At 65.3% G+C, this 13,776-nt stretch carries 8 protein-coding genes; 1 reads left to right on the top strand and 7 read right to left on the bottom strand.

Annotated elements, in window-relative coordinates; translation table 11 throughout:
• Window positions 1–197: 197 nt before the first annotated feature.
• The 4 genes from WIR04_RS10815 to WIR04_RS10800 all read right to left on the bottom strand — a co-directional run bounded on the left by WIR04_RS10815 (window position 198) and on the right by WIR04_RS10800 (window position 4,530).
• Window positions 198–1,427 (bottom strand): MFS transporter, encoded by a 1,230-nt coding sequence (locus WIR04_RS10815; protein ID WP_338886812.1) that lies wholly within the window; start codon window positions 1,425–1,427, stop codon window positions 198–200.
• A 64-nt stretch (window positions 1,428–1,491) separates the two neighbouring features.
• On the bottom strand, window positions 1,492–2,259 hold the full coding sequence (locus tag WIR04_RS10810; RefSeq protein WP_338886810.1) for an ABC transporter ATP-binding protein: 768 nt from the start codon (window positions 2,257–2,259) through the stop codon (window positions 1,492–1,494).
• Complete coding sequence (locus WIR04_RS10805) at window positions 2,252–3,304, bottom strand: iron ABC transporter permease (RefSeq protein ID WP_338886808.1); 1,053 nt, start codon at window positions 3,302–3,304, stop codon at window positions 2,252–2,254. Before WIR04_RS10805 ends, WIR04_RS10810 begins: the two co-directional genes overlap by 8 nt.
• Window positions 3,305–3,423: 119 nt before the next feature.
• Window positions 3,424–4,530 (bottom strand): ABC transporter substrate-binding protein, encoded by a 1,107-nt coding sequence (locus WIR04_RS10800; protein ID WP_338886806.1) that lies wholly within the window; start codon window positions 4,528–4,530, stop codon window positions 3,424–3,426.
• 651 nt (window positions 4,531–5,181) lie between these two features.
• On the opposite strand from WIR04_RS10800, the gene WIR04_RS10795 reads away from it, so the two are divergent.
• Window positions 5,182–8,400 carry an ExeM/NucH family extracellular endonuclease gene (locus WIR04_RS10795; RefSeq protein WP_338886805.1) on the top strand — a complete coding sequence of 1,073 codons (3,219 nt, stop codon included), beginning with the start codon at window positions 5,182–5,184 and terminating at the stop codon, window positions 8,398–8,400.
• Between the two features lie 143 nt (window positions 8,401–8,543).
• Here WIR04_RS10795 and WIR04_RS10790 read toward each other — a convergent pair whose 3' ends face one another.
• Genes WIR04_RS10790 through WIR04_RS10780 form a run of 3 tightly spaced genes read right to left on the bottom strand, consistent with a single transcriptional unit; the run spans window position 8,544 to window position 13,746 of the window.
• Window positions 8,544–9,542 (bottom strand): lipid A deacylase LpxR family protein, encoded by a 999-nt coding sequence (locus WIR04_RS10790; RefSeq protein ID WP_338886803.1) that lies wholly within the window; start codon window positions 9,540–9,542, stop codon window positions 8,544–8,546.
• Complete coding sequence (locus WIR04_RS10785) at window positions 9,542–12,640, bottom strand: efflux RND transporter permease subunit (RefSeq protein ID WP_338886801.1); 3,099 nt, start codon at window positions 12,638–12,640, stop codon at window positions 9,542–9,544. The genes WIR04_RS10790 and WIR04_RS10785 overlap by 1 nt, the downstream gene beginning before the upstream one ends.
• Complete coding sequence (locus tag WIR04_RS10780; RefSeq protein ID WP_025326917.1) at window positions 12,637–13,746, bottom strand: efflux RND transporter periplasmic adaptor subunit; 1,110 nt, start codon at window positions 13,744–13,746, stop codon at window positions 12,637–12,639. Before WIR04_RS10780 ends, WIR04_RS10785 begins: the two co-directional genes overlap by 4 nt.
• Window positions 13,747–13,776 lie beyond the last annotated feature (30 nt).

The following is a 13,776-nucleotide window of genomic DNA, read 5'->3' as shown; positions in this document are numbered from 1 at the left end:
GCTATGGAGTAAGAAAAATTTTTAACCAAATAACCATTACCGCACTTTCTCAGTCATTTACAATCAATCCCTCCATTCTGCCACCACTTTAGCATGAGGCATATCCGAACATGCTTGTAATGCTTCATGCCCCTATACGTTGGACATCAGGGGAGAGATAACAGGAGACAAAAACAGGGCGGCCTTGGCCGCCCTGTTTATTGATGGGTAGCGGGTTGTGGCTGACCATCCTTGCGCAGTTGGGTATAGAGGCTAAACCCGGCCAGCAGTCCGGTGAGGGCCAGCAGCAGCCAGATGGCGGTGGTGGGGCGGGCGCCCGCGTCCCCCAGCATGACGCCTATCAGCAGGTTGCCAAAAAGCGCCATGCAGCCCCCGGCGCTGGCATAGAAGCCGTAGTAGCTGGCGAGCTGGTCGGGGGGCGCGTAGCGGGGTAGCTGGGCGGCAAAAAGCGGGAAGCAGAGGATGGAGCCCAAGGAGAGCAGGGCCACCTGCGCCAATACCCCTGCCGTCGGCCAGGGGGCCAGCAGGGGCAGAGCCAGATAGCTCAGTCCCATCAGCCCTATGCCGAGCCCCATGGCGAGCGGCACTCCCAGGCGGCGCTCCACCAGGCGGGATGCCGGCAGCTGGAGCAGGACGCCGATCACCGCCGAGAGGGTGAAGACGCCGCCGAGCAGCTGGGTGGCGTCCGGCAGGCTCTGGATATGGGCAGGCAGGGCCAGATAGAGTTGGTGGAACAGGATCTGATAGCTGCCCGCCAGCAGGGTGAACATCATAAAGGGACGCTGGCGCAGGATGTCCCGCCATTGGCGCAGTATGGCGCCGCGCGGGCTCTGGTTGGCTACCGGGCGTTTGGGCAGCACCCGATACTGCAGTACCCCCAGCAGGGCGAACAGGCTAGCCGCCAGAATACCCGTCAGGGCATAGCTCTGTTGGGTCAACGTCAGGCCGACCAGGGGGCCGAGCAGCATGCCCGCCTGGCTGGCGAGATTGTGCAGGGCGAAGGCGCGCTGGCGCTGGCTCGGGGTGCCGCATTCGCTCGCCAGATAGGCCTGGGCGCAGGGGGTGAACAGGGCCCCGGCAAAGCCGGTCAGGGCCGCCGCCAGCAGCAGTATGGGCAGGGACTCGGCCCAGCCCAGCAGCAGGAAGCCGGCCGATCGCACCAGGCAACCCCAGACGATGGCAGGGTGATAGCCGATGCGATCACCGAGGGTCCCCCCCAAGAGGAAAAGCCCCTGCTGGCTGAAGACCCGCATCCCCATGACCAGGCCGCAGGCCCAGCCGGCGAGGCCAAGTCCGCTGCCCATGTGCTGGGCGAGGAAGGGCAGCATCATGTAGAAGCCGAGGTTGAACGCCAGGCCATTGATGATGAGCAGGCGGGCGGCCGGGCTCATGCCCTGCCAGTCCCGCCAGTAGGAGGCGCCGTTCATCTTGCGCGCACCAGGGTGCCTGTTGCGGGCCAGGCCGCAGGCGCTGTCATGGGAAGTCTCGTCATCATTGTCTTCGCAGGGTACGAAGGAAGGGGATGCCGCTCTGATCGTGGCTTATCTGCACCGGCACCTGATAGAGGCGCTCGATGAGGTCGGCGTCGAGCACCTGGGCGGGGGGGCCGAAGGCTTGCAGATCGTCCCCCGCCAGCACGATCAGCTGATCGGCAAACTGGGCCGCCAGGTTGAGATCGTGCAGCACCACCAGGGTGATCCACTGCTGCTCCCGGGTCTGCTGGCAGAGGTGCTCCATCAGTTGCATCTGGTGGTGCAAGTCCAGGGCACTGACCGGCTCGTCCAGCATCATGATGCGGGGGTCGCGCAGCAGCACCTGGGCGAACAGCACCATCTGCCGCTGGCCGCCGCTTAAGGAGTAGAGGGGGCGATCCGCCAGATGGGCGATGCCAAGGGCCTGCAGGGCGCGACCGGCCGCCAGTATGTCCTCGTCCGCCAGGCGCATGGAGAGGCTGTCGAGGCGCCCCAGCACCACCACTTCGATGACGCTGAGATCCAGCTCCAACTGGATGTTCTGGGGCATGTAGCCAAATTGCTGGCGCCACTTGGCCTGAGTCATCTGGCGGGCGCTCTGGCCCCCCAGACGGATCTCGCCGGCAGCCGGGGTCAATTCCCCAAAGAGGGCGCGCAGCAGCGAGGTCTTGCCGGTCCCGTTCGGGCCGATGATCACATGGACCTGACCCGGGTGCAGGGTGAGATCGAGCTCCCGCAGCAGGGTCTGCTGGCCGAGGGAGAGGGAGAGTCGGGATATTTCAAGCACGTTTACGCCCCCTGCCGAGGATCAGCCAGATGAAGAAGGGCACGCCAATGAGCGCAGTGACTATGCCGATGGGAAAGAGGGCCCCCGGAATGATGGACTTGGAGAGCACCGAAGCCGCCGACAGCATGCAGGCGCCGCACAGGGCCGACAGCGGGATCAGGAAGCGCTGATCTTCCCCCACCAGCATGCGGGCTATGTGGGGGGCCACCAGGCCGACGAAGCCGATGATGCCGACGAAGCTGGTGGCAGTGGCGGTGAGCAGGGCGACCAGGATCAGAGTCTTCATGCGCAACCTGTCCACGTTGACTCCGAGGCTGCGTGCCCTGGCTTCCCCCAGACGCAGGCTGGTGAGTGCCCAGGCGTCACGGTAGATGAGCAGGGTGCAGATCAGGGTGACGGCGGCCGTGATGATCAGGGCATCCCAGGTGGTGCGCATCAGGCTGCCAAACAGCCAGAACATGATCTGCTGGTTGAGCTCGGGGGAGGAGAGGAACTGCAGCAGGGAGAGCAGGGACTGGAACAGGAACAGCAGAGCTATGCCCGCCAGGATCAGGGTCTGGCTGCTGATGTTGCGCATCATGGCTAGACCAAACAAGAGGCTGGCGGCAAACATGCACAGGATGAAGGCACCTGCCGGAATGGCAATCAGGGGCGGCAGCCCAAGACCGCCGGTATAGAGCGCCAGTGCGGCGCCGAGCCCGGCCGCGGCCGCGAGCCCCAGGGTGTAGGGGCTGGCCAGGGGGTTGTCCAGCAGGGTCTGCATCTGGACGCCGCCAAGCCCGAGGGAGGCGCCGACCACCAGGGCCATCAGGGCGATGGGCAGGCGCATGTCAAAGACGATGGTGCGGGTCATGGAGTCCGCCTGGGCGGGGGAGAGCAGGGCATCGATCACTTCCCCAAGGGGCAGCAGGGAGGGGCCGGTGGCGATGTCGAGCACCAGGGTAATGCACAGCACCAGGCTGAGCAGCGCCAGCCAGTGCCAGCGGCGGCGCTCCCGTTGTCGCTGGCGGGTGAGGGTCTGCTGCAGGGCAGCCAAATCATTCATGATAACCATCCTGAAACGGGCGCTCTCAAGGGGCGCCCGCAAGGGTTGAAGAGGGATGACGAAGAGGGACTTTCCCGACTCGGGTCGGAAAAGTCCGGCCCGTCAGGTTCAACCTGCCATTACTTGATACCCAGCATAAAGGTACCCTGGGGACGAATGGGCAGATAGCTGCGGTAGAAGCCCTGATAGGTGGCCAGGGGATCGAGATCCTGGAACAAGTCGGGGTAGAGTGCCTTGGCCATGAACTCGATGAGGGCGGCATCCATGATGCTGCGGGTGGCGCCGTGATAGACCGCATAGAGGCGACCCTGCTGCACGGCGGGCAACTCGCTCCAGCCTGGACGGGCGGCAAAACCCTGCAGGCGCTGGCGCACCGTCTCGGCCGAGACGTCCTGACCGACCTGCATCGCCTCTGCGCTGCTCACGCTCTCGTAGCCCGCCATCAGGATCACCTCGGGTTTGCTCGCCAGCAGTTGCTCAGGGTGGATGGGGCCCCAGCGTTCGACGAAGGGGGCCGCGACGTTGTCACCCCCGGCCAGCAGGGCCATGGCGCCCCACATGTCCTTGCCATAGGTGTAGCTGTACTCGGCCGGGCCCTTGTCCCCCAGCTCGATGTAGACGCGAGGCGGCTGGCGCTTCGCCTGGGCAACCCGGGAAGTGATGGTCTCAATCTTGGCCTTGTATTCGTCGGCCATCTTCTGGGCACGGGCCTCCTGGCCGGTCACCTTGCCAAGCAGCAGGGTGCTCGCCATGTGTCGGGCCAGGGTCTGGGCGTTGTAGTCCACCACCACCACCGGTATGCCTGCCTGTTCGAGGCGCGGCAGATCCGGGGCCAGGGCCTCGTATTGCCACTGGGCCAGGATCACCAGATCGGGTTTGACCGCCAGGGTCTTCTCGATGGAGAAGCTCTGATCCTGCACGTTGCCAAGGTCGGGCACCTTGGCCAGCTGCGGCAGGCTGGCCACATAGAGGGACCAGATGGCGGGGCGGGACTTGACGAACCAGCCGCGGGACATGCCCACCAGGCGATCGGCGCCCCCTTCACCGGCCACGGCCAGGTAATCCTCGGGATAGAAACCGAGCACGATGCGGCTCGCAGGCAGGCTCAGTGAGACCTTGCGGCCCATCACATCTTCCACTTCAACGGGGGCGGCGGCCTGTGCCATCCAGCTCATCAGGGCGAGCTGACCAAGCAGCAGCAACTTTGCCAGGGGGTGACGAAACATCTTGTGAAACCTCGGGGGGGATAGGGCCTAAAAAAAGAAGTGAGAACTATTGCCATTCAAGAGGTAAAAAGCAATGGCCGTCTGCATGCTCCCCCCTCTTTTTTAGGGCCTGACCGTCTTGCCCCAGTCAGTCAGGATAAAATCCTGTTTCATTTGGCATCGTTTTCACTGTGACCATGGGATTTGCCTGCCGACGAGGGGGAATATTGGCTCGCCAACCTTGCGGCGATTTCTCCCGGCGCTTCTCCCCGCTTGCCGTTATTCCCCCAGCCTTGCACCGACCGGCTTGCCAAGGCCGCCGTGCCCCCATGGCCGCCCTCGGCCGCACCCGGCCAAGATGCGGATTGGTATCCCTGTGTCAGAGTCTGTCATTCCCTTGTGCGCCGAGACGACACAGAGGCGGCAGAACATATCGGCAGACCCGTCGCCCCGCCTTCGGGAGCGAAATAACCTGCCCATACGGGTATTGCTCGTCACCTGCACGCAACAATTTGTTGGCATTGTTAGCCAGCTCCCAGCGACTCCGTCGCTAAGGGGGCAGAGTAGGCGCGATCTTGGCCGCTGGCCGAGTTCGACAGTAACAAGGTGCTGCGGCCCGCCTTGCGCGGGGCGCCAATAACATAATCTGCCCATAAAAAAAGGAAACTGACCATGTCAGGAAGACACTCTCTGGTGGCGCTCGCGGTCGGGCTGGCGCTCTCAGGACAGGCACAGGCGCAACTGCTGATCAGCGAATACCTGGAAGGCTCTGGCAACAACAAGGCGGTGGAGCTGAGCAACCTCGGCTCGGACCCCGTCGATCTCTCCCAATACCGGCTGGCGCTCTATGCCAACGGCAAACCCCTCACCGATGCCCCCACCAACAGCCTGGCGCTGCAAGGCACCCTGGCCCCGGGGGCCAGTCTGGTGTTGGCCAACCCCTCCGCCAGCGGCGAGATCCTGGCCAAGGCCAATCAGACCAGCGGCAACCTGGTGTTCAACGGCGACGATGCCCTGGTGCTCTATCGCGGCAGCGAGATTGCAGACAGCGTCGGCCAGGTGGGAGTGGATCCGGGCACGGCCTGGGTCTCGGGCAGCGTCTCGACCCTGGACATGACCCTGCGCCGCAAGGCCACCGTCACCACGGGCCGCACTGATGCGACCGGCCCCTTCGACCCGGCGCTGGAATATGTGGCCGCCGCCAAGGATGACGCCAGTGGTCTCGGCTGCAGCGGCGATGCTCCCTGCGATGGCACCCAGCCGCCCGCTTTCGTCTGCCCGGTGGACAGCCTGGTGCCGGTGCCCGCCATTCAGGGGCCGGGCAGCAGCAGCCCGCTGGTGCCAGCCGGCAAGTTTGAATCGGAACAGGCTTATGCCACCCGCGGCGTGGTAACCCAGGTAGTGAGCGGTCTCTACAAGGGTTTCTTCATTCAGGACGCGCAGGGGGACGGGGATCCGGCCACCTCCGACGGCCTCTTCATCCACAGCACCCAGGCCAACGGCGCCCTGGTGCCGGGGGCCGAGGTGTGCGTCTCGGGCAAGGTCAAAGAGTATTTCAACCAGACCCAGCTCAGTGCCGATCAGTTGGTGGTGACTCAGCCGGTGGGGGCCTTGCTGCCGGCGGTGGATCTGGTACCTGTGGGAGGCGAGAGCCTGAGCCAGCTGCTGGAGCGTCACGAGGGGATGCAGGTACGGCTGGTGCCCGGCTCCAGTCTGGTGGTGACCCGCAACTTCAGCTTCGACTACGACGGCAAGCGCAACAACCTGGTGCTGGCCTATGGCGCGCCGCTCATCAAGTCGACCCAGAAGTTTGCCGCCCTGAGCCAGGAGGCGAGCGACTGGGCCCTGCGCAACCAGCAAAACCAACTGGTGGTGGAGACCGACGCCAAGGCGCCGGACGGCGTGCTGCCCTGGTATCCCGGCTTCAACGCAGAGGATGGTTACCTGCGTATCGGCGACAGGCTCAACGGGCTGGAGGGGGCGCTCGGCTACTCCTACAACCTGTTCAGGCTGGTGGCCAGCAACCGCATCGACGCGAGCCAGATTGATCACAGCGGCTGGGATCGGGTAGAGACCCCGGAGCTCGCCGAGGCAGGGGATCTGCGGGTCGCGAGCTTCAACGTGCTCAACTTCTTCACCACAGTGGTGGGCGGGGATGCCAACCCCACCGGCAGCAACAGAGGCGCCCTGACGGTGCCTGAGTTCGAGCTGCAGCGCACCAAGATCGTCAGCGCCATCACCCGCCTCAATGCGGACGTGGTGGGGCTGATGGAGATAGAGAACAACGGCTATGGCGACAACTCCGCCATCGCCAATCTGGTGGCGGCCCTCAACGCCGCCCAGCCGGACGAGGCGGATCACTACGCCTGGGTGTCTTCCCCCGATGGCCAGCCCATAGGCACCGACGCCATCACTGTGGGCCTCATCTACCGACCCGCCAGCGTGACGCCAGAAGGGGCCGCCAGCCTCATAGTGCTGCCGGTGCAGCAGGCCGAGGCGGTGGATGCCAGCGGCAAGCCGGTAGCCATCAACCAGGGGATGCGCGAGTCGCTGGTGCAGCGTTTCAGCTCGCCCAAGGGGGATGCGCCCCTGACCCTGGTGGTCAACCACCTCAAGTCCAAGGGCTCCGCCTGCTTCGAGGATTACCCCGACTACGTGACCGCCGATCCCCTGGATGGTCAGGGCCACTGCAACGCCCTGCGGGTCTCCGCCGCCAGGGTGCTGGGGGAGCGCCTCAAGGGGGTGAGTGGGGATCTGCTGCTCATCGGGGATCTGAACGCCTACGGCATGGAGGATCCCATCCGGGTGCTGACCGACTATGATCCGGCCGCACAAACGCGCCAGATCCTGAGCGCCTCCTTCACCACGCTGGCAGGCCAACCCTATGAGGAGAGCGGCAGCGCCCTCGGCAAGGGCTATGGTCTGGTGAACCTCAACACCCGCTTCCACGGCACCGACACCTACTCCTACAGCTACGAGGGGGAGCTCGGCAACCTGGATCACGCCCTGGCAAATCCGAGCCTCGCGGCCAAGGTGATCGGCATCGAGGATTGGCACATCAACTCCGCCGAGAGCAACTTCTTCGAGTACGGCAGCAAGTACAGCGGCCAGCTGGTGAAATCCGAGGGGCCCTTCAGCGCCTCGGATCATGATCCCGTGCTGGTGGCCATCCAGTATCCGCTGCCGCCCGCCGGGGTCTTGAGCCTCGAGGGCGCCGCCGCCAGCGTAGAGGAGGGCAGCACTCTCACGCTGACAGTGGCGCGCCGGGACGGTAGCCATGGGGAGGCGAGCGTCAGCTACCGCATCGCCTACGGCAGTGCCGATGCCAAGGACGTGGCGCCACTGACCGGTACCCTGAACTGGGCGGCAGGGCAGAGCGACAGCCAGACCATCAGCATTCCGGTGAAGAGCGACACCCTGCACGAGGGGGACGAGACCTTCACCCTGGAGCTGTTCGATGCCAGCGGCGCGACCCTGGGGGAGCAACACCAGACCCTGGTGACCATCAAGGACAAGCTGGCGTCCTCCACCATCGCCCTGGCCCAAGCCAGCATGACGGTGAACGAGGGGCAGTGGTTTGCCGAGATACCCCTGGTGCGCAGTGGCGATCTCAGCAAGCCCGCCCGTGCCACCTTGGGCCTTGAGGGGATCACGGCGCGCTGGGGGCTGGATTTCCTGCCCTGGTTCGGCCAGTCGGTGAGCTGGGCCGCGGGCGAGGGGGGCAGCAAGTCCATCAAGGTGCTGATCCTGGATGACTGGTTCGTGGAGTCCACCGAGCAGTTCAAGGTAAGCCTGGTGAAGGTGCAGGGTGCCCAGCCGGGGGCGGTGCAGGAGACCCGGGTCGACATCCAGGACAACGACAAGCCCTGGTGGCCCTTCGGTCGCCACTGACCCAAGGGAAGGAATGACAACGGGAGCCAATATGGCTCCCGTTTTTTATGAAGGCTAATGCAGCGATCCGCTGCCTCTTGCATCTGGCGCAAGGCCAGCCTCAGCCCAGATGGCTGCCGACGAGCGCGCCCAGGGGATGGCGATCACAGCACCCATGACAGGCTCAGGGTGCCGAAGTTGGTCTGCTCTCGCTGGGTGTCGAAGGTCTCGGTGAAAAAGGTGCGGGCGAACCCCAGGGTCAACTTGCCCCGCCGCAGGCAGAAGCCGAAGGAGCCCATGCCGATGACGGGCTCGGAATCGACGGAGTGACTGGTGCGAAACAGTGTGCCGTCGAGGGGCAGGTAGTGAACGACCCCGTAGGCGCCGCCGCCGCCAAAGAGCGACAGCGACCAGCGATTCTGCGGCGCAATGCCGACCGTGGAGGCGGCATTGAGGCCGGAGCGCAGGGCGGTGACCCCCAGGGCATCCACCAGATCCCAGCCTATTTCGCCATAGAGACCGACCCCGGCTCCGGTGAAATAGTTGCCGACTCCGGCGGTGGCGAGGGGCACCAGACGCCATTCCAGCTCGGCGGCTGTGTGTCCGGCGGCGGCGAGGTGGGCCACCGTGTAGTTGAGGTTGACGATGGGTTCGTTCGGCAGCTGGGTATCCCAGCCTTGCGGCTTGTCGGCCCCGATCAGGCGATGGAACTCCCGCTGGGTGTCGTCGGCCTGGGAGGCGGGGCCCACAACCCCCAGTTTGAGCTGCCAGGCGTGGCTCCAGTCCCACCTGCGGGCATAGAGAGTGCTGTCGACCACCAGCACCCCTGAGTAGGGCTGATCGTCGACATCGGGATGGGGTTCCCCTATGTCGTCCGGGGTGTTGATCTCCTGGGCCAGGGCCCAGGAGGCATAAGTGGAATAGCCCTCATCGGCCACGAACGGCAGAAATGACCAGAGCCGGGTCCATTGACCGAGTGCACCCTGGTCATCGGGATCTATGTCCCCAGATACCCAGGCGATCCCCACGCCATTGGTGTAGTTGTTGTCGGAGCCGGTAAAGACGTCGTTCTCCACCGTGAGGGTCAGGGTGCCCTCCATGGCCTGGCTGGCGCCGCTCAGCAGCAGCCCCGTCAGCATCAGCGCTGTGCGTCCCTTGTTCACTATGCTCGCTCCTCTGCGCCAGCGGCCTGCGCCAGGGTGCGCCCGGTCTCCTTGACCGGGGCGATCCGGAACCAGGCAGCATAGAGGGAGGGCACGAAGAAGATGGTCAGCAGGGTGGCGATGGTCAGCCCCCCCATGATGGCGATGGCCATGGGGCCCCAGAAGACACTGCGGGTCAGGGGGATCATGGCCAACACAGTGGCCGCCGCCGTCAGCATTACCGGGCGGGCCCGCATCACGGCCGCCTCGACCACGGCGCTCCAGGGATCCCGGCCACTGGCGGTCTCTATCTGGATCTGGTCGATCAGGATCACCGAGTTGCGCATGATCATCCCGCACAGGGCGATGATGCCGAGGATGGCGACAAAGCCCAGGGGCGCCTGGAACAGCAGCAGGGCGGCCACCACCCCGATCATCCCGAGGGGCGCGGTCAGCAGCACCATGGTCATCAGGGAAAAGCTCTGCAGTTGCAGCATCAGGATCAGCAAGATGGTGATTAGCATCACGGGGGCCACGGCGATCAGCGCCTCGTTGGCCTTGTTGCTCTCCTCGACCGCGCCGCCGACGTCAATCCGGTAACCGGAGGGCAGGGTCGCCTCTATCTCCTTGAACAGGGGGGTGATGGCCTGGGTCACGGAGACCGCCTGGGCGCCGTCCACCACGTCGGCCCGCACCGTGATCGCCATGTCACGGTTGCGCCGCCACAGCACAGGCTCTTCCAGCTCATGGCGTACGGTCGCAATCTGCGACAGTGACACCACTGTGCCCTGGCTCGTGTAGAGGTTGACGTCCTTCAGGGTCTCGACGTCGAGTCGCTCCGAGGGAATGGCGCGGGCGACTACGTCGATCAGCTCCTCGCCGTCGCGCAACTGGGTCAGGGTCACCCCCTGCATCAGGGACTGGGTCGCCATCGCCACCTCCGCGGGGGAGAGCCCCAGGGCGCGCACCTTCTCCTGATCGAGCTCGACCCCGAGGGCGCGCACCGGATCGTTCCAGTCGAGCTGGACGTCGCGCACCTGGGGATGACTCGCCACCAGGTGTTCGATCCTGCGGGCGATGGCACGCACCACCTGGGTATCGGCGCCGACGATGCGGTACTGGATCGGGAAGCCCACCGGTGGCCCGAGCTCGAGGCGGGTAACGCGCACCCAGGCCTGGGGGAACCGCTCGCTGGCCATGGCCATCAGGCGCGAACGCACGCGCTCACGGGCCTCCAGATCCCGGGTCATCACCACGAACTGGGCATAGCCCGGGTTGGGCATCTCGGGATCCAGGGAGAGGTAGAAGCGCGGCGCGCCGGCCCCCGTGTAGGCGGTGTAGAAGCGCACGTCTTCGTCCTTGGTCAGCACCTGCTCCAGGCCCTTGACCTGCGCTGTGGTCGCGGCGAACGAGGCCCCCTCCTTGACGCGCAGCTCGACGATGAGCTCGGGGCGCGTGCTGTTGGGGAAGAACTGCTGCGGCACCAGCTTGACCGCCAGCACGGCCAGCACCAGGGCCCCGAAGGTGACGCCGATGACCAGCCAGCGGCGCGCGATGGCCTGCTGGATCCAGCCACGCAGCTTGCGATAGCCCTTGGTGTCATAAGGGCCCGCATCCCCATGGTGATGGCCTAGTCGGTCCGGCAGCATCTTGACGGCGAGGTAGGGGGTGAAGAGGCCCGAGCAGAGCCAGGAGAAGATCACCGCCACGCCGACGATCCAGAAGATGCCGCCGGCGTACTCCCCCGTGGTGGACTGTGAGAAACCCACCGGCATGAAGGCGGCGGCGGTGATCAGGGCACCGGAGAGACGGGGCATGGCGGTCGCCTGATAGGAGTAGGAGGCGGCCTTGACCTTGTCCCAGCCCGCTTCCATCTTCACCACCATCATCTCGAGGGCGATGATGGCGTCGTCCACCAGCAGGCCCAGGGCGATGATGAGCGACCCCAGGGAGATCCGCTCCAGATTCCAGCCGGTCCCCAGCATGAAGATGGCGACCATGCACAGCACCAGGGGCACCGACAGGGCGACCACTATGCCGGTGCGCCAACCCAGGCTCAGCAGGCTGACGATGACGACGATCACCAGGGCCTCCACCAGGGAGCGCTCGAAGTCCCAGACCGCCTCCTTGACCGTGGTGGGCTGGTCGGCGACCTGCTCGAGCTCGACACCGTAGGGCAGCTCGTGCTGGATCTCGGTGATGACGGTCTCAAGCGCCGCGCCCAGCTGGACTATGTTGCCGTCATTGGTCATGGAGAGACCCAGCATCAGCACCTGCTGGCCGTTGTGGCGGATGCTGTAGGTCTGGGGATCCTCATAGCCCCGGCGCACAGTGGTGAAGTCGCCGAGCTTGATCAGGCGTCCGCCTGCGGCAATGGGCAGGTTGCGAATGTCGTCGAGACTGCGGAACTGGCCGCTGATCCGCACATGGATCCGGTCGGAGGCGGTATCGAGGGAGCCCGCCGGCAGGATGGCGTTCTGGCTCTTCAGGGCCGCCATGATCTGCACAGGCTGGATGCCCAGCGCCGCTAGGCGTTCGTGGGAGAATTCGATATGGACTTTTTCCGTCTGCTTGCCGAGCAGATCCACCTTCTTGACCATGGGGACTTTCAACAGGCGGCGCTTGATGGTCTCCCCCTGATCGGCGAGATCCGCGAGGCTGACCCCGTCCCCCTTGATGGCGTACATCAGGCCGTAGACGTCGCCAAATTCGTCGTTGAAGATGGGGCCCACGACCCCCTCTGGCAGCTCGAGCTCGAGATCGCTGAACTTCTTTCGCGCCTGGTACCAGGCCTCCTGCTGATCCGCCTTGGAGGTGCCCCCCTTGACGGTGATCAGCATGCCGCCGAACCCCTGGCGGGCGAAGGTCTTGATCTTCTCGAAGTGATCGAGCTGCTCGAACTTCTTCTCCATGCGGTTGAGCACTTCATCCTGGAGCTGCTGCGCCGTGGCGCCGGGCCAGACCACCATGGCGGTCATGGATGGCACCGAGAAGTTGGGATCCTCCAGCTGGCCCAGCCTGCCAAAGCCCAGGGTGCCCGCCACCGTGATGAGCAGGATCAGGAACAGCACCACGGCGCGGTGGCTCAGCGCCCATTGGGTGAGATTGAAATCCTTCATCGGATCACTTCCTCACTGGCAGAGGGGGAGGCGGCGGGCAGAGCGACCTTCAGCCCCGGTGCCATTTTCTGCACCCCGGCGGTGACGACGAGGGCCCCTTCGGCGGGACCGGAGACGAGCACCTCGTCGCTGCGATAGCCCTGGATGGTCACCTTGACCAGCTTGACGGTGCCTGTGTTCCCCTTGCCCTCCTGCTGTACCGTCCAGACCGCCGGCGCTCCCTGCTCCTGGGTCAGGGCCGTGGCGGGGAGGGTCGCGACCCGGGTGTCCCCATCGGTGTGCTCGGCGATCAGGGTGGCGGTTGCCCCCAGTGGCAACTGCCTCGGCTCGACCGGCTTGAGACGGGCGCGGTAGGTACGGGTCTGCGTCGAGGCCTGGGCCGAGAGCTCGCGCAGTTCGACCGCAAAATAGCGCTCCGGCGCCGTGGCCAGCGACGCCTTGTAGCGTGCCGCCTTGAACTCGGCCAGCCGGTTCTCGGGAATGTCGGCCACGACCTCAGGCTTGCCCTCGCTGGCGAGGGTGATGACGGGTTGACCCGCGGCCACCACCTGGCCTTTTTCCATGTGCAGCGCCGTCACCACGCCGCTGATGGGGGCTCGCAGCTGGGTGTAGTTGACCTGGTTGCGGGCCAGTTCGAATTGGCGAGCCTCGGCCTGTGCCGCCGCCCTGGCGGTGCGCAGGGTGCTGTGGGCCTGCTCCTCGTGGGAGGCGCTGACGGAGCCGTTCTTCTTGAGCGCCTTGAGGCGCAGCCAGTCGGCTTCGGCCTGCCAGGCGGCGGCATTGGCCGCATCCAGGCGCTGGCGGGCGGCCTCCTCGGCGAGCAGGTAATCCGCATCATCGAGCACGGCGAGCACATCGCCCTCATTCACCACCTGACCGACATCGACCTTGCGATCCAGCACCTTGCCGCCAATGCGAAAGGCTTGCTCGACCTCATAGCGGGAGGCGACCGAGGCGAAATAGCGGTGGCTGTTGCGCAGGCTGTCGTAGTGCAGTGCCAGGGTGTTCACCGGCCTCAAGGCACTGGTGGAGGGGGGCGGCTCGGAGCATGCGCAGAGCAGGGCAGTGAGCGTGGCGGCGCTGGCCGCGGTGACGAAGCGTTTCACGACAATTCCTCGTTGGTTGGCAGAGATGGG

Source organism: Aeromonas rivipollensis (assembly GCF_037811135.1).
Lineage (GTDB): Bacteria > Pseudomonadota > Gammaproteobacteria > Enterobacterales > Aeromonadaceae > Aeromonas > Aeromonas rivipollensis.
This window is presented reverse-complemented; position numbering and strand designations above follow the sequence as displayed.

Coding starts and splice junctions, on each gene's coding strand:
- WIR04_RS10795 (WP_338886805.1), top strand. CDS start 5,182: ATGTCAGGAAGACACTCTCTGGTGGCGCTCGCGGTCGGGCTGGCGCTC.
- WIR04_RS10805 (WP_338886808.1), bottom strand. CDS start 3,304: ATGAATGATTTGGCTGCCCTGCAGCAGACCCTCACCCGCCAGCGACAA.
- WIR04_RS10815 (WP_338886812.1), bottom strand. CDS start 1,427: ATGAACGGCGCCTCCTACTGGCGGGACTGGCAGGGCATGAGCCCGGCC.
- WIR04_RS10785 (WP_338886801.1), bottom strand. CDS start 12,640: ATGAAGGATTTCAATCTCACCCAATGGGCGCTGAGCCACCGCGCCGTG.
- WIR04_RS10800 (WP_338886806.1), bottom strand. CDS start 4,530: ATGTTTCGTCACCCCCTGGCAAAGTTGCTGCTGCTTGGTCAGCTCGCC.